General features: G+C 60.9%; 19 protein-coding genes. 12 read left to right on the top strand and 7 right to left on the bottom strand.

Annotation, left to right across the window (positions count from 1 at the left end):
• Position 1 precedes the first annotated feature (1 nt).
• On the bottom strand, positions 2–3,517 hold the full coding sequence (locus ACINK1_RS01065; RefSeq protein ID WP_376799804.1) for a NahK/ErcS family hybrid sensor histidine kinase/response regulator: 3,516 nt from the start codon (positions 3,515–3,517) through the stop codon (positions 2–4).
• Between the two features lie 150 nt (positions 3,518–3,667).
• On the opposite strand from ACINK1_RS01065, the gene mscL reads away from it, so the two are divergent.
• The 7 genes from mscL (at position 3,668) to ACINK1_RS01030 (ending at position 9,689) form a co-directional block, all read left to right on the top strand.
• Positions 3,668–4,081, top strand: a complete 414-nt coding sequence (gene mscL / locus ACINK1_RS01060) for a large conductance mechanosensitive channel protein MscL (protein ID WP_376799805.1) — start codon at positions 3,668–3,670, stop codon at positions 4,079–4,081.
• A gap of 118 nt (positions 4,082–4,199) precedes the next feature.
• Entirely contained in the window at positions 4,200–5,384 is a 1,185-nt protein-coding gene (locus ACINK1_RS01055; RefSeq protein WP_376799806.1) for a pyridoxal phosphate-dependent aminotransferase, read from the top strand.
• 70 nt (positions 5,385–5,454) lie between these two features.
• Complete coding sequence (locus ACINK1_RS01050) at positions 5,455–6,150, top strand: carbonic anhydrase (RefSeq protein ID WP_376803320.1); 696 nt, start codon at positions 5,455–5,457, stop codon at positions 6,148–6,150.
• Positions 6,147–7,346, top strand: a complete 1,200-nt coding sequence (locus tag ACINK1_RS01045) for a nitrogen regulation protein NR(II) (protein ID WP_395759934.1) — start codon at positions 6,147–6,149, stop codon at positions 7,344–7,346. The genes ACINK1_RS01050 and ACINK1_RS01045 overlap by 4 nt, the downstream gene beginning before the upstream one ends.
• Positions 7,336–7,944: a response regulator transcription factor gene (locus ACINK1_RS01040; RefSeq protein ID WP_395759933.1), complete on the top strand. Its 609-nt coding sequence runs from the start codon at positions 7,336–7,338 to the stop codon at positions 7,942–7,944. Before ACINK1_RS01045 ends, ACINK1_RS01040 begins: the two co-directional genes overlap by 11 nt.
• Before the next feature lie 164 nt (positions 7,945–8,108).
• Positions 8,109–8,453, top strand: a complete 345-nt coding sequence (locus ACINK1_RS01035; protein ID WP_376799810.1) for a response regulator — start codon at positions 8,109–8,111, stop codon at positions 8,451–8,453.
• A gap of 207 nt (positions 8,454–8,660) precedes the next feature.
• Positions 8,661–9,689: an AbrB family transcriptional regulator gene (locus ACINK1_RS01030; RefSeq protein WP_376799811.1), complete on the top strand. Its 1,029-nt coding sequence runs from the start codon at positions 8,661–8,663 to the stop codon at positions 9,687–9,689.
• 11 nt (positions 9,690–9,700) lie between these two features.
• Here the strand turns inward: ACINK1_RS01030 and ACINK1_RS01025 are convergent, their stop codons facing one another.
• The 6 genes from ACINK1_RS01025 to argE all read right to left on the bottom strand — a co-directional run bounded on the left by ACINK1_RS01025 (position 9,701) and on the right by argE (position 16,347).
• Positions 9,701–10,861 (bottom strand): aminotransferase, encoded by a 1,161-nt coding sequence (locus tag ACINK1_RS01025; RefSeq protein ID WP_376799812.1) that lies wholly within the window; start codon positions 10,859–10,861, stop codon positions 9,701–9,703.
• An 11-nt stretch (positions 10,862–10,872) separates the two neighbouring features.
• Entirely contained in the window at positions 10,873–11,886 is a 1,014-nt protein-coding gene (locus ACINK1_RS01020) for a 4-hydroxyproline epimerase (RefSeq protein ID WP_376799813.1), read from the bottom strand.
• A 7-nt stretch (positions 11,887–11,893) separates the two neighbouring features.
• Complete coding sequence (locus tag ACINK1_RS01015; RefSeq protein ID WP_376799814.1) at positions 11,894–12,826, bottom strand: dihydrodipicolinate synthase family protein; 933 nt, start codon at positions 12,824–12,826, stop codon at positions 11,894–11,896.
• Between the two features lie 35 nt (positions 12,827–12,861).
• Positions 12,862–14,070 (bottom strand): murein L,D-transpeptidase, encoded by a 1,209-nt coding sequence (locus ACINK1_RS01010; RefSeq protein ID WP_376799815.1) that lies wholly within the window; start codon positions 14,068–14,070, stop codon positions 12,862–12,864.
• 9 nt (positions 14,071–14,079) lie between these two features.
• On the bottom strand, positions 14,080–15,108 hold the full coding sequence (locus ACINK1_RS01005; protein ID WP_376803897.1) for an amino acid ABC transporter substrate-binding protein: 1,029 nt from the start codon (positions 15,106–15,108) through the stop codon (positions 14,080–14,082).
• A 90-nt stretch (positions 15,109–15,198) separates the two neighbouring features.
• Positions 15,199–16,347, bottom strand: a complete 1,149-nt coding sequence (gene argE / locus ACINK1_RS01000; protein ID WP_376799817.1) for an acetylornithine deacetylase — start codon at positions 16,345–16,347, stop codon at positions 15,199–15,201.
• Positions 16,348–16,460: 113 nt separating this feature from the next.
• Here argE and pgi point away from each other — a divergent pair, with 113 nt between their 5' ends.
• From pgi to ACINK1_RS00975, 5 genes are all read left to right on the top strand, one after another.
• Complete coding sequence (gene pgi, locus ACINK1_RS00995; protein WP_376799818.1) at positions 16,461–18,086, top strand: glucose-6-phosphate isomerase; 1,626 nt, start codon at positions 16,461–16,463, stop codon at positions 18,084–18,086.
• A 153-nt stretch (positions 18,087–18,239) separates the two neighbouring features.
• Positions 18,240–19,424 (top strand): CaiB/BaiF CoA-transferase family protein, encoded by a 1,185-nt coding sequence (locus tag ACINK1_RS00990; RefSeq protein WP_376799986.1) that lies wholly within the window; start codon positions 18,240–18,242, stop codon positions 19,422–19,424.
• Between the two features lie 12 nt (positions 19,425–19,436).
• Complete coding sequence (locus ACINK1_RS00985; RefSeq protein ID WP_376799819.1) at positions 19,437–20,222, top strand: enoyl-CoA hydratase; 786 nt, start codon at positions 19,437–19,439, stop codon at positions 20,220–20,222.
• Between the two features lie 4 nt (positions 20,223–20,226).
• Positions 20,227–20,910, top strand: a complete 684-nt coding sequence (locus ACINK1_RS00980) for a GntR family transcriptional regulator (RefSeq protein WP_376799820.1) — start codon at positions 20,227–20,229, stop codon at positions 20,908–20,910.
• The gene (locus ACINK1_RS00975) at positions 20,907–21,959 is read left to right on the top strand and encodes an ABC transporter ATP-binding protein (protein ID WP_376799821.1); all 1,053 of its coding nucleotides are present in this window, start codon (positions 20,907–20,909) and stop codon (positions 21,957–21,959) included. Before ACINK1_RS00980 ends, ACINK1_RS00975 begins: the two co-directional genes overlap by 4 nt.
• Positions 21,960–22,002 lie beyond the last annotated feature (43 nt).

Here is a 22,002-nt window from a genome sequence, read left to right as displayed (position 1 = left end):
GTCATTCCGCAGCCGTGCGTTGCGCGTGCAGTTGCGCCACGAGTGCTCTGAGCGCACCCGGCCGCACCGGTTTGTTGATAATCGCAATCGAGCTTGAAGCGGCCTCGGCACGCAGCGTTGGAGATCGATCGGCCGTCACCAGCGCTGCCGGCAGACGAGCGCCGAAGTGCCGCCGCAGGTCTGCTATGGCGTCGATGCCGCTCGCCCTGTCGAGATGGTAGTCAACAAGAACAATGGCAGGTTCCGCATTTTTTGCAGCGTAGCTCTCCATCACCTCGCCGCTGGTCTGGCCCGTGACCACCGTGCAGCCCCAGCCGCTCAGCAACACCGACATGCCATCGAGGATGGTGACGTCGTTGTCGATACAGGCAACCTTGATTCCAGCAAAGGCATTGGCTGATGTCGGGTCCGCGCGTGCGCTGGCCGGCACTGCCCGCGCAACCGTGCGTGGCAGGCTGACTGAAAACATCGAGCCCTTCCCCGGCCACGAGCGCAGCATGATGGGATGGTCAAGCACCTTGCCGATGCGCTCGACAATCGACAGACCAAGGCCCAGGCCGCGCGCCATGCGTGCACCCTGATCCAGCCGTTCGAATTCGCGAAAGATCACCTCCTGTTTGTGCTCAGGTATGCCAAGGCCGCTATCCCATACCTGCACGTCGAGGTGCGCGCCGCGCCGCCGACAGCCGACAAGAACGCGCCCTTCCCTCGTGTATTTCAGCGCGTTTGACACGAGGTTTTGCAGCAGCCTTCGCAGCAATCGTCGATCGGACGTCACCCACAGCTCGGTTGAAAGGACAACAAGGTCAAGCCCCCGATCACGCGCGGTTGGAACAAATTCGATGTCGATCTGGCGCATTAATTCGCCGAGCGGAAAGGATGTGATCTCGGTCTTGAGCGCTCCCGTGTCGAGACGCGAAATATCGAGCAAGGCGCCGATGATTTCTTCGACCGCCTCAAGCGACTGGTCGACATTGCTGACCAGCCGGTTGTGCTCGCTTGATGCATCGCGCTCGAGAAGGGCGGAAATATAGAGCCTGGCCGCATTGAGGGGTTGCAGAATGTCATGGCCGGCGGCTGCAAGAAATTTGGTTTTTCCGAGGTTGGCGTCATCCGCCGTCGCCCGGGCGCGCGCCAGCTCGTCGTTGAGACGCATCAGCTGATCGGTGCGCTCGCGGACACGGATTTCGAGGCTTGCGTTGACGCGTTCGAGATTTTCAGCCGCCTGCACCTGTTGGGTGACATCGCTGAAGGTCGAAACATAGCCACTACCCGGCAGTCTTGCCGTTCTGATTTCGAGGATGAGACCGAGCGCGAGGAACGGCCGGCGCTGCGTTTTGCCGGTGGCAAGGAATGCAGCCAGTCGTGTTGCCACAAGCTCGTCCGCGCTGCCCGCTCCGAATTCTCCGCGGTTCGCAAGATAGGTGATGATATCCTGCACCGATGTGCCGATGCTGATGAGGTTCGTCGGCAGTTCCAGCAGCGCATCAAAACGACGGTTCCACGTGATCAGCCGCAGATCACGATCAAAAACCGCAATCCCCTGATTGACCTCATCGAGCGCCGTATGCAGCAGGTCGCGATTATACTGGAGAGCGGCCGAGGCATCATCGAGAAGGCGCAGCGCTGCCTTGGCCGACACGTTGCGCCGGCGCAGCAGCAGGGCAAGAACGAGGCGTGCCGAGGCTGCGCCGATGGCGCTCGCCAGAAGGTATTCGCAATGGCGTAACAGTTCGATATCCGCTTCCATGCCTGGTTGCAGATCAACGCGATGTGCTTGCGCAAAGCCTTGCAGGGAGGCCTGCGTCCGCGCCGCGCCCAGATAGCGCGATACCGTCTCCTCGAGATCGCGGACGGTGATGGCGGTGCGCCAGATGCGCAGCCGCGTCGAGGGGCTGCTGTTGGGAGGGGCAATGAACGTCTTTGCCTGCGAGGCTTCAATGTCTTTGGGCTGGAAGAAAAGCGACCCGGCGACATAGCCGATGAGATTGACCAGCAGGCTCCAGAAAACGCCATGCGTCAGCGGATCAAGCCCGACATGAAGAAGACCCTGCGGTTTGAGCCAGCCGATGTCCCAAGGCCCGAGCGTCAGAAACGTGGAGGAAATCAGGCCTGATGCCGCAAAACTCGGCAGCAGCAGGGTATAGGCCCACATCAGGCTGCCGGCGATCAGCCCGCACAAGGCGCCGGCGGCGCTGGCACCTGGCCAGATCAGCCCACCGAAAAATGCCGGAGCCAGCTGGACGATGGCGGTAAACGACAGAAGACCGATGGCGGCCAGGTGCTGATCGCTGACTGCAAACTTCTGGTAGGCATAGGCCAGCATGAGCACCACCAGGATACCGATGCGGCGCGCCAACAGGACGGTTCGTCCCATATCCGCTTCGCCGACCTGCGATTTCTGCCGGCGAAAAAGCAGGAGGGGCGTCACGATCTCATTGGCAATCATCACCGAGATGGCGACGTTGGCGATGATCACCATGGCGGTTGCCGATGACAGGCCGCCGATGAAGGCGATGATCGATACCGCGCTTGCGCCCCCCGACAGCGGCAGTGCCAGAACCAGCATGTCCGCATCGAACGTCTGGCCGGCAAAAGCGGTCAGCCCGGCAATGGCGATGAAGGGTACGAAGAGGTTGATTGCCACCAGATAGAGTGGAAACAGCCATGTCGCGCGACGGACGTCGTCTGCCGTATCGCTTTCGATCACCGCCATATGAAACATGCGCGGCAGCAGCAAGGCGGCAACAAAGGACAGGCCGGTGAGCGTGATCCACTGCCCGCCATCGATGTCGCGGCTGAAGGGGGCAAGCGCCCCCGGTGTAATTGCCGCCGCTTCGAGGAGATCGCCCGGCCCGTCATAAAGGACAAAGACAATATACCCGCCAACCACAAGGAAGGCGGCGAGCTTGACGACGCTTTCGACAGCGATGGCAAACATCAACCCGTACTGGCGCTCGCTTTGATGAAGCGTCCGCGTACCAAAGAGGATCGAAAACAGCGCCAGCGACAGCGCCACCAGCAAAGGCAGATCGCCGACCAGCGGCGCGGTGACATAGGCAATCGTCCCCTCGCCGCCCAGCAGTGCGGTGATCGAGGTCGAAATCGCCTTGAGCTGCAGGGCGATGTAGGGCAGGACGCCGACGACGATAATGATGGTTGCAACGACTGCGACACGTTGATTTTTGCCGTAGCGTGCCGCGAGGAAGTCCGCCAGCGAAGTGATCTTCTGCGTCTTGCTCAAGGCGACGACCCGGCGCAGCAGGCCAGGCGTGACCGCAAACAGAAGGATGGGGCCTAGATAGATCGCCAGAAAGTCGAAACCACGTGTCGTGGCCATGCCAACCGACCCGTAGAAAGTCCAGGAGGTGCAGTAAACGCCAAGCGCCAGCGCATAGATCGTGGGGCGATGACGGGCGAGATAGGTTGCGCCGTGCTTCTCGGCCCAGCCGGCGACTGCAAAGAGCGCGCCTATATAGGCAAGCGCAATGACGACAACAGCCCAGCCAAACAGCATTTGCACTCCTCACACGTCCGGGAACATTAGCCGCTTTGGAAAAAAACGCTAAGGGTGCGGGAGGTGGATTTAGCACTTCCAATTGTGCCGCTCTTCACTAACATCAATTCACCTCCAGTGAGTGAGGCGATAGACGCAGAGGGGTGTTCAATGCTTCAGGAATTCAAAGAATTTGCCATGAAAGGCAATGTTGTCGATCTGGCGATCGGTGTGATCATCGGCGCCGCCTTCGGCAAGATCGTCGATTCGATGGTTGGCGATATTTTCCTTCCCATTATCGGCGCGATCACCGGCGGTCTTGATTTTTCAAATTATTTTGTCGGTCTTGCCAAATCGGTCACCGCCACAAGCCTTGCTGAAGCGCAGAAGCAGGGCGCCGTGCTTGCCTGGGGCCGCTTTGTAACGATTGCCATCAATTTCATCATCATCGCCTGGGTGATGTTCATGGTGGTCAAGTTGATGAACAATTTGAAGCGCAAGGAGGCCGCAGCGCCCCCGGCCCCAGCCGCTCCTACGGCGGAGGTCACGCTCCTCAGCGAAATTCGTGACCTGCTGAAGAAGTAGGTGGCGCTCGGCGACTCGATGTCATCGCGGATCGTGATGAGAACCATCACGATCCAGCGCTTTCTAATCCACCCGTCCTTGGCTACATCCGGAGCTTCAGCACAGAAAGCGGGCTCCCATGACCATTCATAGCGACACGTCCACTCTTGCATCATCACTGCGCCCCGAGGCGCTTTCGGCCCCTGAAAGCGGAATCGTGGAAGTGATGAATTACGGTCGCATGCGCCCCGGGCTGATCCCGTTATGGGCAGGCGAAGGGGACGAGCCGACGCCCGCCTTTATCGCCGAGGCCGCCACCCGCGCGCTTGCCGCTGGCGAGACGTTTTATACCTATCAGCGCGGCCTGCCGGATTTGCGCCAGGCGCTCGCTGACTATCATCAGCGCCTGTTCGGCAAGATGTTTTCTCCTGAGCAGTTCTTTGTCACCGGTTCCGGGATGCAGGCCATCCAGGTGGCGCTTGGCATGACGGTTGGCGCTGGCGATGAAATCCTCATTCCCTCTCCCGCCTGGCCGAATGCTGCGGCAGCCGCCGGCGTCAATGGCGGCAAGGTACGGTTTATACCGATGACTTTCGGTAATACCGGGTGGCAGCTTGATCTCGAAAAACTCTTCGCCGCCCGCACCGATCGCACCCGTGCCATCTTCATCAACTCGCCGTCCAATCCCACCGGTTGGACCGCAACAGCCGATGAGCTTCGTGCTATCCTTGCCTTTGCGCGCCAGCATGGGTTGTGGATCATCGCTGATGAGATCTACACCCGCTTCTATTATGCCGGCGCCCGCGCTCCCTCCTTCCTCGATATCATGGAGGAGGATGACAAGATCCTCTTCGTCAATACCTTTTCAAAAAACTGGTCGATGACCGGCTGGCGCATGGGCTGGATCATGGCGCCGCCACGGCTGGGCCAGGTGGTGGAAAATCTCATACAATACGCGACATCGGGCGTGGCCGCCTTCATGCAGCGCGCCGGCATCGTCGCCCTCACCCATGGCGAGCCCTATGTCGAGCATGTGATCGATCGTGCCAGACGGGGGCGGGCCATCGTTTGCGATGGCCTGGCTTCAACCGGCCGCGTGCGCTTCACGCCGCCCGACGGCGCCTTCTATCTCTTCTTTTCCATCGATGGCGAGAAGGATGTGCGCCAGCTTGGGCTGCGTCTCGTCGACGAAGCGAATATCGGTATGGCGCCGGGAACCGCCTTCGGCCCGGGCGGGGAAGGCTATATGAGATTTTGTTTCCTGCGCCGCGAAGACCTTGTTGAAGAAGCGGTTTTCCGTCTGGTCGCGTGGCTGAAACGGTAGGAGCGCGGTTGCATAATTAGTCTTGCACAAAAAACAAATTCATTTATATGAAGGACTTGCGACAAAAAACCTGAAAGGCCGTGTCTTGGCGCTACCCGATCATCTGCTCCAGGGCTACCACGCGTTCCGCACGCGCAGGCTGGATGATGAACAGGCACGGTTCCGGAAAATGGGCTGGAGCGGGCAGCGCCCGTTGACCGCCCTGATCGGGTGTTGCGATTCGCGCGTGCCCCCCGAAGTGGTGTTTGACGCTGATCCCGGCGAATTGTTTGTCGTGCGAAACGTCGCCAATCTTGTTCCTCCCTATGAGCCGGATGGCGGTCAGCATTCGACAAGTGCTGCACTCGAATTCGCCGTTCAGGAATTGAAGGTGGCGAACATCGTCATCCTCGGGCATGCGCGTTGTGGGGGGGTGCGCGCTTTTTTGAGTGCGCGCCGCGCCCCGTTGTCGCCGGGCGATTTCGTCGGCAAATGGGTATCGATCCTCGGCCCCGCTCATGACGATATTGCAGGCGTCCTGTCGGGTAATGAGGACGAGGATTGCAGCTTGCTGGAAGTGGCCTCGCTTCGCCGTGGCCTCGCCAATCTGCGAACGTTTCCCTGTATTTCGATCCTGGAGGAAAAGGGCCGGCTTGCTCTTCACGCGGTCTATTTTTCGATCGCCACCGGTCGACTGCTGGTTCTGGATGAAGCAACCAACACCATGTTGCCCATTGATGGCGAGCGCATCGTCCTGCCGCCCATGTCGTGTGTCGAGGTCCAATGAACCATCCGGCGAGCTATCATATGAATGATGGCGCAGCCGCTGCGCAGCTCAAAGGTGTGCTGGATATTGCCCTTGATGGCATCATCATCTTCGATGCGTCAGGCACCATCCTCACCTTCAACCGCACCTGCGAACGCCTGTTTGGCTATCACGCTTCGGCGGCCATGGGATCGAATATCGTATCGTTGTTTTATCACGAATCAGAGCTGCCGCTTGACGCCTTGTCCCGGCAAAAATTTGTCGCTTCATCCGGCCTTCTGGCGGCCCAGACACGGGAAATCCAGGCGCGTCATAAATCGGGAGATGAATTTCCTGTCGAGTTGACGGTTGGCATTGCCGCAACGTTCGATGGTATCCAGTTCATCGCCATTGTGCGTGATTTGCGCTCACGCAAGGAGGTCGCTGATCGTCTGGACCGCCTGCAGGCCGACCACCTTCATCTTGCCCGTGTATCAGCGATTGACGAGATGGGCGCAGCACTTGCCCATGAACTCAATCAGCCGCTGACGGCGGTGCTGCTGTATCTGCAGACGATCCTGCGCGGAGGGCAGAAAGGCGACGCAGCCAGGGACATGCCACCCGGCTCGGTCGCAATTCTCGCCAAGGCCGCTCATGAAGCGGAGCGTGCCGGAAAAATCATTCAGCGTATGCGTTCGTTTGCCGAAAAGCGGGAACCGCAACGCAAACTGCATGACGTCAAGGCGTTGATCGATGATGCCATCGAGCTGACCCTGGTTGGCAATCACACGAAGGTACGGATCGTGCGTCGTGATGCGCCCGACCTGCCGCCACTCCTTGTCGATGGCGTTCAGTTTCAGCAGATCATCGTCAATCTCGGACGCAACGCCATGGAAGCTGTGCGCGGCCGGCCAGCAGCCGAGATCAGAATTGAAACGAAAGCAATCGACGACGACATCATCGTCGAAATCGCTGATAACGGACCGGGAATACCCGTCGATATCCTGCCGAGTTTGTTCAAGGTCTTTTCAACGAGCAAACGCTCCGGCCTTGGGATCGGGCTGGCGATCTCGCGATCTATCGCCCAGAACCACGGCGGCGAATTGCAGTGCCTGCCGGGCGGGAAGGGCGAGGGGGCAACCTTCGTGCTTCGTCTGCCGTCAGGGCAGCCGGCGGCGATGTCTCCAACACTCTCTGTGCCTGTAACCACATCTGGTGAGGTCGAACGTGCAAAATGAACGTGTGATTTATCTGGTCGATGATGATGCTGCGGTTCGTGATTCACTGGCGGTCTTGTTGTCGTTTGAAGGGTTCATTGTCCGCGAATTTGCGGAAGGGCGCAGCTTTCTTGAAACGGCGCTGAAGGAAACGCCGCATTGCGTCATCCTTGACGTTAACATGCCGGGAAAGTCCGGTATAGAAATCCTCAGCGATCTTGACGCCAATCATTATCCGGCGCCGATTTTTATCATCTCAGGTCAGGGTGATATTCCCATGGCCGTCCAGGCGATAAAGAATGGCGCTTTTGATTTTTTTGAAAAGCCGTTCAACGCCGATACGGTCATCCAGCGCGTCCGTGAATCGATTGATATTTATGAGAAGCGCCAGTCAGGCGCGGCGGCAGCGCCGGCTTTCGCCGGACAGGATCTGTTGACGCCCCGCGAGCGGGAAGTCCTCCAGCAGATTGCCGCCGGCGCGTCCAACAAGGAAGCGGGCAGGGCGCTGAGCATCTCGCCGCGGACAATCGAAGTCCATCGCGCGCGGATCATGGAAAAGCTCGGTGCGCGCAATGCGGCTGATCTCGTGCGCATCGTTCTGACCGGCGAATTGCAGTAAAACAAGGGGTTGTTTATATGTGTAATTCAATTTTACGTCGCTTTTTGCCCATATAAGTATTCAATCGCCGTTGAATAATTAATTCTTCAAATGCAAAATGCTTTCTGAATCATCGCCTTCCGCCCGTTGAAGTCAGCGTGGGGTGGCAAGCGGGAAAGGGATGCATGGCAATTCACATCGTTGAGGACGACCACGCGGTCGCCGACGCTATGGCGTATCTGCTGCGGCTTCAGGGGTTTGAGGCGTTCACGCATGCATCAGCCGAGGCTTTTTTTGCCGCTGGCCCACCCTGTCCGGAAGACGCGCTGATCGTCGATCTTGCACTGCCTGGTATTGATGGAGCGGGGGTCGTGCGCTGGGTGCAGGCGATGTCGTCCCCGCCCGACATCATCGTCGTATCCGCGCAGTCCCAATCCGTCATTTCACGCCAGCTGCGTGATCTGCGTGTCAAGAAGATGCTGCGCAAACCGCTGACCCGCGAGGCCGTTCTCGAAGCCATCGTCCGTTGAGCCGCAGATGTGAACGGCTGCGGGGACGGGCGCGATCTGGCACGATCATAACGACAATTGAGGGGCAAGGGTGGGGCGGCAGGTGATCCGGTTTGTTGTGAGCGCCAATCGCCGGATAAGCGTTGGCGCGGCGTGCACAACAGCTGAAAAATGATGTAGTGCCTTGCCATGCCGCTGAAGCCATCCCTGCCGAGCCGTTCCGAAATCATGCGCACCCTGGCCACGCTCGCACTGGCGACGCTGGGGGGAACCGCGTTTGCGGCGGTAGGCTTGCCTGCGGCCTGGCTGTCAGGCGCCATGGTGGGTGCCACCTGCGGCCTGATCTTTGGCCTGCGCCTTCACGTCCCCAACGCGCTGCGTGACCTGACCATGCTCGTGCTGGGCGTATCCATGGGGGTCAGCGTGACGCCCGCAACCCTGCATGCCATGGCGCGCTGGCCGGCAAGCCTCGCCATCCTGGGCGCAACGGTTGTGGCGATCATATGTGCGGCCATCATCGTCAGCCGCACCTTTGGCTGGGACCGCAACACCGCCATGTATGCGTCCGCGCCGGGCGCTCTCTCGACCGTTCTGATCCTGGCGGAAGAGAGTGGCGCTGACATGCGCCGCGTCGTCATCGCCCAGACAATCCGTCTGTTTTTGCTCGTCGCCGTGCTGCCCTTCGTGCTGGCGCTCATCGATCCGCACACCATCGGCACGGGCCTGCGCGCACAGGGCCAGGCCAATACGGCCCTTCTCGATTATATCCTGCTGTTTGTCGCCGGTGTTGCGGGCGCCGCCCTTGCCCGCCTTTTGCGGATACCAGCGCCCATCCTGATTGGCGCTGCCATCGCCTCCAGCCTTGTCCACGGGCTTGACCTCATCGAGGCGCCGGTTCCCCTGGCCATCCAGCTCCCGGCTTTCGTTATACTCGGCGCCTATATGGGTTTGCGTTTTCACGGCACGACATTCGCGATGTTGCGGGCGGAAATCGCCGCCTCGGCGTTGATCTTTCTGTCATCGACGATTGTCGCCCTCGCCGGCGCCTTTCTGGTCCATTGGCTGCTTGCCATCCCGCTGACCGAGACCATGGTTGCCTTTGCCCCCGGCGGTATTGAGGCCATGACGATCATCGCCTTTTCGCTTGGCCTCGATGTTGCCTATGTGGGCACACACCACCTCCTCCGCTTTCTGGCGCTGGCGCTCACTTTGCCGATTGTCTCGACTGTGCTGCGCCGCATCAACGATCGCCAGTGAACCTCCCAAGCTCATCGACGATGATGCTTCAGGAAGGCGTCCAGCCGCTCCAGTGCCGCATCGAGGGTTGACTGCTTCTTGGCAAAACAGAAACGCACAACCGTGGTGACGGCCTGTGTGTCGTAGAACGCGCTGACCGGGATGGTGGCGACGCCGCCGACGCTCACCAGCCGCTCGGCAAACGCCCGGTCGGTCTCGTTAATGCCGATGGCCGCCAGATCAACATTGACGAAATAGGTCGCATGACAGGGCAGCGGATCAAAGCCCATCTGCCGCAAGCCGTTGGCAAAATAGTCACGGGCCTTGGCAAAATCGCTGCGCATCGTCGTGAAATAGCGATCCTCTTTCGCCAGGCCATAGGCTACCGCCGCCTGCAGATTGGGCGGGGTTGTAAAGGTCAGGAACTGGTGCGCTTTGGCCAGCACGCGCATGAGGGCGGGCGCCGCTGTCACCAGCCCCACTTTCCAACCGGTCAGCGAAAAGATTTTTCCCGCCGAGCCGATATGCACCACCCTCTCGCGCATGCCGGGCCGTGTGATCAGCGGGGTAAACGCGCGCCCGTCGAAAATCACATGTTCCCACACCGCATCCTGGATGACGACCGCGCCCGATTTTTCAACAAAGCGGGCCAGCATGTCGAGATCCTCGATCGGCCAGATCGAGGCTGCCGGATTGAGCGGGTCGTTGATAAGGACCACTTTGGTTTTCGCGCTGAAGGCAGCGCTCAGATCGCTTTCGCTGAACCGCCAATGGGGTGGTTTCAGCGTCACCAGCCGCGGCACGCCGCCAGCGCGCCTGACAAGTGGCAGATAGGCGTCGTAAAGCGGCTCGAACAGCACCACCTCATCGCCGGGTGTTATCAGAGAGAAAATAGCGCCGGCCAGCGCTTCCGTCGCGCCAGACGTCACCATCACCTCGTGCTCGGCATCGATGTCGAGCCCGTAGAAGCGCCGGTGATGCGCTGCAACAGCCAGACGCAATTCGGGGATGCCCATCATCGGTGGATACTGGTTCCACCCGTCAACGACGCTTGCGGCAGCCTTTGCCCGCACATCCGCCGGGCCCGGATCGTCGGGAAAGCCCTGACCCAGATTGACCGCGTCATGCTCGCGCGCCAGCCGTGACATCACTTCGAACACCGTTGTCGGCAGATCGGCAAAAATAGGGTTCATAGGAATTCCGTTCAGTTGGGATCGGCGACCGAAAAGCCGGCGGCGAACGGGTCGCGCTCATCAATGGTGATGGTGTTCATGCCCGTCACCCGCGCCCAGCCTTCGACCGAGGGAATGATGGCGTCCTTGTGGCCGACATGGGTGCGCCCGTCGATGCGCCCGTTGAACAGCGAGCCGATGATCGATTCATGGACGAAATCCTCGCCGTCGTTCAACCGCCCCGTGGCAGCCAGCTGCGCCATGCGCGCCGAAGTGCCGGTGCCGCACGGGCTGCGATCAATCGCCTTGTCGCCATAGAACACCGCATTGCGGGCGCTGGCGCCAGGCTTCGTCGCCTTGCCGGTCCACAGGACATGCGTGAGGCGATCAAGCGCCGGGTTCTCGGGATGGACGATGGCATGGCGCGCGTTGAAGGCTTTGCGCAATTTCGGGCTCCAGGCCAGAATATCGGAGGGTTTTACCTCCGACAGATCGCGATAATGCGCCTGTGGTTCGACGATGGCGTAGAAATTGCCGCCATAGGCAACATCGACGCTGATCTCGCCAAGCCCCTCGACATCGATCCGGTAACCCTGCCCATGCAGATAGGAGGGCACATTGGTAAGGCGCACGCTCTCGACATAGCGGCCCTCTTGGGCGTACCGCGCCACCACCTTGCCGGCAGGCGTATCGAGATAAAGCACGCCCGGCTCCCTGGGCTTGACGAGCCCGTGCTCGATGATGGTGGTGACGGTGCCGATCGTTCCATGCCCGCACATCGGCAGGCAGCCGGAGGTTTCGATAAACAGGATGCCGACATCGCAATCATCCCGCGTCGGCGGATAGAGGATCGAGCCCGACATCATGTCGTGGCCGCGCGGCTCGAACATCAGCCCGGTGCGGATCCAGTCGAATTCTGCCAGAAAATGCTGGCGGCGCTCGAACATGGTCGCGCCCGCAAGCTGCGGGATGGACCCGCCGGTTACCACACGCACCGGATTGCCGCAGGTATGGCCATCGATGCAAAAGAATGTCGATATTGTCATCGCTGCCTCAGGCGGCGTTCTTTAATCCGACATCGGGAAGCGCCGGCCGGTTGGCAAGCGCTCTTGCCATCAGCGCCTCAACATGCGCCGCTTCCGCTGCCGGCAGCGCCAGCCGGGGCGGGCGGGTGAGCGCGCTGCCACGTCCCATGATCGCCTCGCACAGCTTGATACACTGCACGAGGTCCGCCCGGGCATCGAGATGGAGGAGCGGCATGAACCAGTCATATAGCGCCATCGCCTCGGCAAAGCGCCCGGCGCGTGCCAGGCGGAACAAGGTTTCACCCTCGACCGGAAAGGCATTCGACAGGCCCGACACCCAGCCAACCGCCCCCATGGCCACGCTTTCCACCACCACGTCATCAAGGCCACAGAACATCACATAGCGCTCACCCACGTGATTGCGCACATCGCTAAAGCGGTTGGTGGCACCCGAGCTTTCCTTGAAACTGACAATGGTCTCGCAATCGGCAAGCTCGGCCAGCATCGCCGGCGTCACGTCGGTGCGATAGATCGGGGGATTATTGTAGACCATGATCGGCATGTCGGAGGCTTTCGCCACCGCGCGGTAGAAGGCGACCGTCTCATGGGGCTTTGCGGTATAGACCATGGCTGGCATCACCATGATGCCGTCAATACCGACGCGCTGCGCCTCTTTGGCCATCTCTCCGGCGAAGGCGGCGGAGAATTCAGCCACCCCGCAAATGACCGGCACCCGCCCGCGCGCTGCGTCTTTGGCTGCTTCCATGACCGCGATCTTCTCGTGGCGCGCCAGCGTTCCGTTCTCGCCAACCGTACCGCAGACGACTAGTCCTGACACGCCGTCGCGCACCAGCCCTTCCATCACCTTGTGGGTGGCGGCGATGTTGAGGCTGAAATCATCGTTGAACTGGGTTGTTACTGCCGGATAGACCCCCTGCCAGGTGACCTTTTGAGCCATCATCATCTCCTTGGCTGTCGTTGACTCTGATCGCGGCCTTAGGGCGCGATCTGCTGGAAGGGGGCTCGTCCTGCCGCATCGGCTGTTTGGGCTAATGTCGAGGCGGACGCGTCGCGATTATAGAGGTCGTTGCGGAAGTGGATCTGACCCTGATCCTCCCAGGCAGTCATATAGACAAAATGCACCGGCACCGGCTGCGGCAGATGGATCGTTGTCTTCTGGCCCCCGCTGGTGGCCTGTTCAAGGCGCCCCCGTGACCACCCATCGGTGCCGTTCAGAACCCAGGTGGCGAGGTCGAAAATCGACTGCACACGGATGCAGCCGGCGCTGTAGGCACGCTCATCACGCGCGAATAATTCCTTGGTCGGTGTATCGTGCATGTAAACGATTTCGCGGTTGGGCATGTCGAGGCGGATGAGGCCAAGGGCATTCTGCAGTCCCGGGTCCTGGCGGAAGACGTAGCGCTGTGCCTCCTGCCCGGACCAGTTGACGACCGCCGGGTCGATCTCCTGCCCGCCAAACGAGGAGTAGACGCGAATTTTCCTCGAGGCGAGATAGGTCGGATCCTTTCTCACCGTCGGCACGAGATCACGGAACGCGATGGTTGACGGCACATGCCAGTAGGGCAGCAGATCGACATTCTGGATGGCGGCGCTGATGACGGGGGTTGGTGTCGCCCGCTTGCCGACAATCACGCGGGTGACCAGTTGCACGCGGCCATCGCCAACCGCCTGGGCTTCAAAGGAAGGCGCGTTCATCACCACATGGCGGCTGCGGCTGACCCTGGGCAGGATTTGACGCAACCGTTCCAGATTGGCCTCAAGTTGCACAGCACGGTCGGCGGCCGAAACGTTCATGTGGGCAAGCGTGATGCCGGTCACCCGGCCATTGAGAGCGACGCCGTGGCGTGCCTGAAAGCGCAGCACCGCATCACGCAATTCGCCGTCAAAAGCCGTCTCATTGCTGGCGCGCGGGAGATCGCCCGACGCCACCAGCCGTCGGCGCAGGACGGCAACGTCAGCCGTATTGTCTCCCGCCTGCAGCCCGTTGGTCTCGATCCGCGGCCAGCCGCCGCTCGCCGCAATCTGGCGATAAAGGCCGATATAGCGCACCATGCCCTGCTCGGTTTCGCTGCTGATCAGCGGCGAATCGCCGGGTTTGAACGCCAGCGGGATTTCCGCCCGGGCGCTTGTTGCAGTCAGGCCGGCAAGGGAAGCCAGCAGGAAAGTCCGCCGCTCGATGGACATCGACGCTCCTCACCACATCGGCGGGGCATAGAGAATGCCACCATTGCGCCATAACGCGTTGAGGCCGCGCTTCATGCCAAGCGGCCCGGCATCGCCAATGGTGCGGTCGAAAAGCTCGGCGTAATTGCCAACGGCTGCTACCGCAGCGCCAAGCCAGCCTCGCTTCAGCCCAAGTCGTACCCCCGACACATCCGAGCCTTCCATCAGGCGTGCCGCATCGCCGGCCGCCGCCCCGCTGAGGGCAATGGCACGGGTGAGACCGAATTCCTCGGCGTTGATCAGGCCGTTGAGCGTCCAGCGGACGATCTCGCCCCACGCCCTGTCATCCTCGCGCACGGCAATACCAATCGGTTCCTTGGAAATGAGCTCGGGCAGGATCGCATGGTCGGTTGGCTGTTCGAGGGAGGTGCGAAGTGAAAACAAGGTAGAATAATCCGCAGAATAAACATCGCATTTGCCGGCGCGATAGGCCTCGATATTCTGCTGGTGCGAGGCTAATGGCAAAGCGGTGAACGGCACGCCCTGCTGCTGCAGATAGATGTTGAGATTGGCCTCGCTGGTGGTACCAGCCACCACACAGATACGCGTGCCGGCCAGTTGCAGCGCCGAGACGACGCCGCGATCGGCGCGGATCATGAAGCCCTGGCCGTCAAAAAAGCTGATCCCGACGAATTCAAAGCCGAATTTGACCTGACGCTCCATGGTCCACGTCGTGTTGCGCGCCAGAATATCGACCTTGCCGGCCTGCAGGGCGGAGAAACGGCTATTGGTATCGAGCGGCACGTAGCGCACCGCCTCGCCTTTGCCGAGAGTGGCGGCGGCAACGGCGCGACAGATGTCGGCCTCGAAGCCCTGCCATTCGCCGGTGGCATCGCGTGCGGCAAAGCCGGTCAGCCCTTCATTGACGCCGCACAGGACATGGCCGCGTGCTTTCGCTGCCTCCAGCGTTGGGCTCACGAGCGCCGCAGGTGATTGCGCCGACGCCGGATGACAGGCAAGCACGGCAGATAGGGTGGCAGTCAACACAGCATAACGCATTTTCATCTCCCGGATCACCCGTTGCCGGCATGCCAGCCTTACAACGCCTGGCGGGGAAGGGCGTTGTGACGAATTGACCGCAAGGCCGTGTTACGCCGCCAGCTCGGCGATGATGCCGCGCACGAAGCGCTCGGCCGCCACCATTTCGCCTTCCTCGATAAATTCGTCCGCCTGGTGAGCCTGGGCAATATCGCCCGGTCCACAGACGACGGTTGAATAGCCGCCTGCCTGAAAGATACCGCCTTCGGTTCCGTAGGCGACCACATGCGTTCCATTATCGCCCGTCAGACGTCTGGCCAGTGCTTCGGCCACGCCATTGTCTTCCGGTCGCAGCCCCTTCACTGATGTCCACACGTCAATATCAACGCGGCTTTCAGGCGCGATGCGCTTCATTTCCGGCACGACGTCGCGATCGACGAACTGGCGAAATTCATCGAGCAGTGCTTCGCCGTCTTCGCTCGGGATGGCGCGGATTTCAGCTGTGAAACGGCAATGTTCAGCGGTGATGTTGGGGGCTGTTCCGCCTTCGATCGTGCCGCAATGGAGCGTCGTGTAGGGCGGCTCGAAAGGATTGGATTTGTCGGCCTGCGCGGCATTCCGGCGCAAGCGGTCATCATGCCAGGTGACCAGCCGTGCCGCCACCATCACCGCACTGACGCCCGTATCGATCCGGCTCGAATGCACGGATTTACCCGTCACCTTGACCCAGTAGCGCAGGCCGCTTTTATGCGCGCTGACGACTTTCATGCGTGAGGGCTCACCAACAATGACGGCTGCCGGCCTCAGCCCGTCGGCGACCATCCGCTCCACCATCAACGGCGCGCCGAGGCAGCCGATTTCCTCATCATAGGAGAGCGCCAGATGGATCGGCCGCTTCAGCCCGGCCGCCAGCATGTCCGGCACCAGCGCCAGCGCCACGGCGTCAAATCCCTTCATATCGCAGGTGCCGCGCCCATAGAGCTTGTCGCCACGCAGTGTCAGCGTGAACGGGTCGCTGGCCCAGGTCTGCCCGTCGACCGGCACGACATCGGTATGGCCTGACAGCACCACTCCACCTGGAACATCGGGGCCGATGGTCGCGAAGAGATTGGCTTTCGTTCCGTCGGGACTGGGGATAAGCGTGAAGGGCACGCTGTGGCGGGCGAGATAATCGCCTACCCAGCCGATGAGATCGAGATTGGACACGGCAGGAATGGTCGGAAACGAAACGAGCTTCGCCAGAATATCTTTCGGCGTCATGATTATGCGGTTCTCCGGGACAGATTTCAGGCTAGGCAGCGAGCACGCTTGTGGTCAAGGAAAAGGATCGACCGGGTCGACGGCCCATTCGTCAGGCAGGAGCAGAAGCTGACATGACACGATTGGTTAAATCGTCGCTGGCGCGCCTTGCCGCGCACCATGCCGCGCTCGCCCCGCGCCGCATTGCTGATCTGTTCGCCGCCGACAGCACTCGCGCTACCCGCTTCAGCCGCCGACTGGGCGGTCTTCATGTCGATTTTGCCAAGCAGAAACTGACGGACGAGACGCTCGACCTGCTATTGTCGCTTGCCGATGCAGCCGGCGTCACCACCGCCCGCGACGCGATGTTTGCTGGAGAGTGCCTTAACATCACCGAAAACCGTGCGGTTCTGCACGTGGCCCTGCGCGCTATGACCGACCGGCCCGCGCTCGTTGATGGCCGCGACGTCATGGCCGATGTAGTGATAGAGCGCGAGCGGATGCTCGCCTTTGCCGAGGCGATGCGCAATCCGGCCACCTGCCCCATCCGCCATATTGTTCATATCGGTATCGGCGGTTCCGATCTGGGGCCGGCCTGTGCAGCACGGGCGCTGAAGCCCTTCGGCGCACCTCATCTCACCTGCCATTTTATCGCCAATGTCGATGGTGCTGATCTCTGCGAAGCGCTGGCCGGGCTGGAGCCGGCAGAAACTCTGGTGATTGTCGTCTCCAAGACCTTCACCACGGTTGAAACGATGATGAATGCGCGCGCGGCGCGGGCCTGGCTTGCCGGGCATCTCGGTGAATCGGCGGTGGCACGCCATTTCTGCGCTGTATCGACGAACCACGCCGCCGTGGCGGCATTCGGTATTCCGCCGGAGCGCATTTTCGGTTTCTGGGACTGGGTCGGCGGGCGCTATTCTCTGTGGTCGTCCGTCGGCCTCAGCCTCGCCATCCTGATCGGCGCCACTCATTTCCGCGCCATGCTGGAAGGCGCGCGGATGGTCGATGATCATTTCCGCACCGCCCCACCGCGCGACAACATCCCGCTGCTGCTGGGCGTCATCGGCGTTTATCACCGCTCTGTCTGTGGCTATGCCAGCCGTGCCATCATCCCCTATGATCAGCGCCTTGCCCGCTTTCCAGCCCTCATCCAGCAGGTCGACATGGAATCAAATGGCAAGTCGGTGCAGGCCGATGGCACGCCTGTTGATGGCCCGACCGGCCCGCTCATCTGGGGAGAGCCCGGCACCAACAGTCAGCATTCCTTCTTCCAGTTCCTGCATCAGGGAAGCGACATCGTGCCGGTCGAATTCCTGCTTGCCGCCAACCCGACAAATGCTGATGGCGATCAGCACGACGTCCTTGTCGCCAATTGCCTGGCCCAGGCGCAGGCCCTCATGCAGGGCAGGAACCGGGGCGAGGTCGAGGCGATACTGAAAGCGCAAGGGATGGATGATGCCGCCATCGCCAGACTGGCTCCTCATCGGGTCTTTCAAGGCGACCGGCCCTCGACGATGATCCTGTACCCGCGTCTTGATCCGGCGATGTTCGGCATGCTGCTGGCACTCTACGAGCATCGCGTTTTCGTCGAAGGAATGATCTGGGGCATCAATTCATTCGACCAATGGGGCGTCGAGCTTGGCAAGGAACGCGCCTCGGCCCTTCTCCCGGCTCTTCAGGGCAAGGCGGCGCCGGCCGCGATCGATGGCTCGACACAGGCCCTCCTTGCCATTGTCGCTGCCCTTCGCCACGGCTGAAAACAGCAGCGCGGCGATTGAAATCACCGCTCGGCTGCCTGCGCGTTCGGGCGGTTGACATTGTCGACAATCGACAAGATGCTGTCATCAAAGGCCGACGTGAAGCGTCAGGCCAATATCAGGCGGCCAACGTCTGATCTTTGGGGGATGACCATGCCGGCGCCGCAGGCTTCTGCTGCTCTCAAGAGATTTCGCGTGCTCGACCTGACGCGGGTGCGCTCCGGCCCGACTTGTGTGCGCCAGCTCGCTGATTGGGGGGCTGACGTCATCAAGATCGAGATGCCACCGCATCTGGATGAAGGCGAAGCACTGGGCGGTCCGCGCGAGGGCCCGGATTTCATGAATCTGCACCGCAACAAGCGCTCGATGACGCTTGATCTGAAATCGCCCGATGGCATCGCCTTGTTGAAGCGCATGGTGGCGGGTGCCGATGTGATCGTCGAAAATTTCCGCCCGGACGTGAAGCATCGTCTCGGCATTGCCTATGACGATCTGAAGGTGATCAATCCGCGCCTCATCTACGCCAGCATATCGGGCTTCGGCCAGGATGGCCCCTATGCCAAGCGTCCGGGCTTCGACCAGATTGCCCAGGGCATGGGCGGCCTGATGTCGATCACCGGCCTGCCGGGCGATGGTCCGGTGCGGGTTGGCATTCCGCTGGCGGATCTGACGGCCGGCCTCTTCTGCGCGCTGGGCATTCTGACCGCCCTGCTGGAGCGGGACGTGTCGGGCGAAGGGCAATGGGTACAGACCTCGCTGCTGCAGGCGCAGGCCTTCATGCTCGATTTTCAGGCGGCGCGCTTTCTGGTGAAGGGCGAAGTCGCCAGGCAGGCCGGCAATAACCACCCGACCAGCATCCCGACCGGCGTCTTCAGGACGAGCGACGGCTTCCTCAATCTGGCGACCACCGGACAGTCGATCTGGGAGCGTTGCGCCAAAGCGCTTGATGCCGAAAGCCTGCTGGCGCGAGATGAGTACAAGACGATGGTGTTGCGCTCGGACAATCGCGACGCGCTTAATCGCGAACTTGAAGCTGTTTTCCTCACCGCACCCACCAGCACCTGGGTCGAGCGATTGAATGCAGCGGGGGTTCCCTGCGGCCCGATCTATCGCATCGACGAAATGTTCGACGACCCGCAGGTGCACCATCTCGGCATCGCTGCCAAAGTGGCGGATGGCGATATGAGGCTGATGGCCCAGCCGGTACGCCTCAGCCGGACCCCAAGCCATCTTGATCGTGCGCCGCCGGACTGTGGTGGCGAAACGGACGAAATTTTACACGAGATCGGCCTCGGCGCCGACGAGATCGCAGCCTTGCGTGCTGCCGGAACCATTTGAGGGACCCAGACGATGACTGATAAAATGCTGTCGCGCAAAGAGGGGAAGGTCGCCATCATGACCTTCAACAACCCTGAAAAACACAATGCCGTCTCCTTCGACATGTGGGAAGCAGCCGAGAAGATCCTCGACGATTTCGTCACCGATCCTTCAGTTCGTGTGATCGTACTGACGGGCGCCGGCGGCAAGGCGTTCGTTTCAGGGGCGGACATTTCGAAGTTTGAAAGTGAGCGCGCCGGCGAGGAAGCGGTGAAAAGCTATAACGCCCTCGTCGACCGCGTGTACACCCGCATCTACCGCATGCCGAAACCGACGATCGCCATGATCCGCGGTTTCTGCATCGGTGGCGGTCTCAATCTCGCAGTGTGCTGCGATATGCGGTTTGCCACTGAGAAATCAAAATTCGCCCTGCCAGCCGCCAAACTGGGCCTCGGCTATGGTTATAATGGGCTGCGCCGTTACATCGAGACCATCGGCCCGGTGGCAACCAAGGAAATCTTCTTCACCGCCCGTCAGTTTTCAAGCGAGGAGGCGTTCCGCCTGCAGCTTGTCAATCAGGTGGTGGCTGACGACAAGCTTGAGGAAACCGTCATGGCGACCGCCGGCATGATCGCCGACAACGCGCCGCTGACGATTGCGACACTGAAACAGGCGAGCATCGAAATCCTCAAAGATCCGGCTGAGCAGGATATCGCGCTTTGCGATCGCATGGTGGCGGCGTGTTTTGCCAGCGCCGATTATCGCGAGGGCCGCAAGGCGTTCATGGAAAAGCGCAAGCCTGAATTCACCGGGAGTTGACCTCGTGATCGACACGCCGGCTGCCATCGCCCTGGTCCGCACGGCTTCACTCTCGAGCCTGGTGGAGGCGGAGGTGATGCGTCTCATTCTTGCCGGCGACCTTGATTCAGGCGAGCAGATCAAGGAAGTCAAAATCGCCGAACGTCTGGGAGTAGGGCGCTCCTCCGTGCGCGAGGCGCTGCGTGCTCTTGAGGCGGCGGGACTTGTCAGGATCGAAAAAAATCGGGGCGCCTTCGTGCGTGTCGTGAGCGAGGCCGAGGCGCGGGAAATGTATGTCGTGCGCGAGGCGTTGGAAGGTCTTGCTGGTGCGCTCCTGGCGCCACGCATCAGCGACGAGGAAATCACTGAGCTTCGCGCTCGCGTCGATGAAATGGAAACCTATCTCGACCCGGCGGATTTTCACCGCTACTTTCCGTTGAATCTTACCTTCCATCGCCGCATTTTCGAGATGACCGGCAATGGTCGTTTGATCGAGATATACCAGCGCCTCACCAACGAACTGCACACCATCCGCCGCAACGGTCTGCTGCGAGGTGGTGGCCTGTCGGTGTCCAATACCGAACACCGCGCCATCGTCGAGGCTTTGGCCGCACGCGATCCGGCCGCCGCATCCGCAGCACTCAAGGCTCATGTGGCGGCTGGCGCCCGCCGGCGCACCGGCCACCGTGAGGAGCGGGTCGTCGCATGAGCCACCTCCTCCTCGAACGTGTCAGCAAGCATTATGGTTCGACAACAGTCCTCGATTCCATCGATCTTGCAGTCGAGCGCGGCGCTCTGGTGTGCCTGCTGGGCCCGTCGGGCTGCGGCAAGACCACAACCTTGCGGCTGATTGCCGGCTTCGTCGAGCCCAGCACAGGCACCATCAGCGTGGGCGGCAATATTCTGTCGCGACCGGGAAACGTGCTGGCGCCCGAGCGGCGCGGCATGTCGATGATCTTCCAGTCCTATGCGCTATGGCCCCATATGACAATTTTTGAAAACGTCGCCTTTGGTCTGACGTTACGAAAAATCGACAAGGCGCAGATCGGCGCTGCCGTTGGCAGGATGCTGTCGGCTGTCAAGCTGGACCACCTCGCTGAGCGCTATCCCGGCGAATTGTCGGGTGGCCAGCAGCAGCGCGTGGCACTGGCGCGCGCCCTGGTGGTTGATCCGGAAATCCTGTTGCTCGACGAGCCGCTCTCCAATCTCGATGCGGCGTTGCGTGAGGAAATGCGTTTCGAGGTGCGCCGCCTCCATGACGAGTTCCGCTACACGACAGTCTACGTCACTCATGACCAGGCCGAAGCGATGACGGCTGCCGACATCATCGTCGTCATGAATGGCGGGCGTATCGAACAGATCGGCTCGCCAGAAGACATCTACTCGCGCCCGCGTTCCGGCTTCGTCGCGAACTTTCTGGGTGGCGCCAACGTGCTGAGCGGTAAAGCGCTCGATGATATCCATCTCGATATCGGTGCTGGCGTCGTGCGCTGCGCCGAACCGTTGTTTACGAAAGATGCGAGGGGAGCGTTTTCCATCCGCTTTCACGAGCTTGATATCCGCGCTGAAGAGGGCGTCAACACGGTGCAGGCCCGTGTCACCCGCCATACTTTCCTTGGCGCAACGCGCGATCTCTCGCTGGTCCTTGCCAATGGTACGACATTGCGGGCGTCCACCACGCCCGATCTGCGCATTCCTGAGAGCGGCGCGGTGTGGGTTCGCTTCGACCCGCAGCGCTGCCGTCCGGTGACGTTATGACGAGGTTGGAACGACAAGACGTACGAAAATAAAACAGACTAAA

Origin of the sequence: Raskinella chloraquaticus (SeqCode) (assembly GCF_021731865.1) — a bacterium.
GTDB lineage: Bacteria > Pseudomonadota > Alphaproteobacteria > Rhizobiales > UBA4765 > Raskinella > Raskinella chloraquaticus.
The sequence above is the reverse complement of the archived record's forward strand: the minus strand, read 5'-3'. Positions and strand labels throughout refer to the sequence as shown.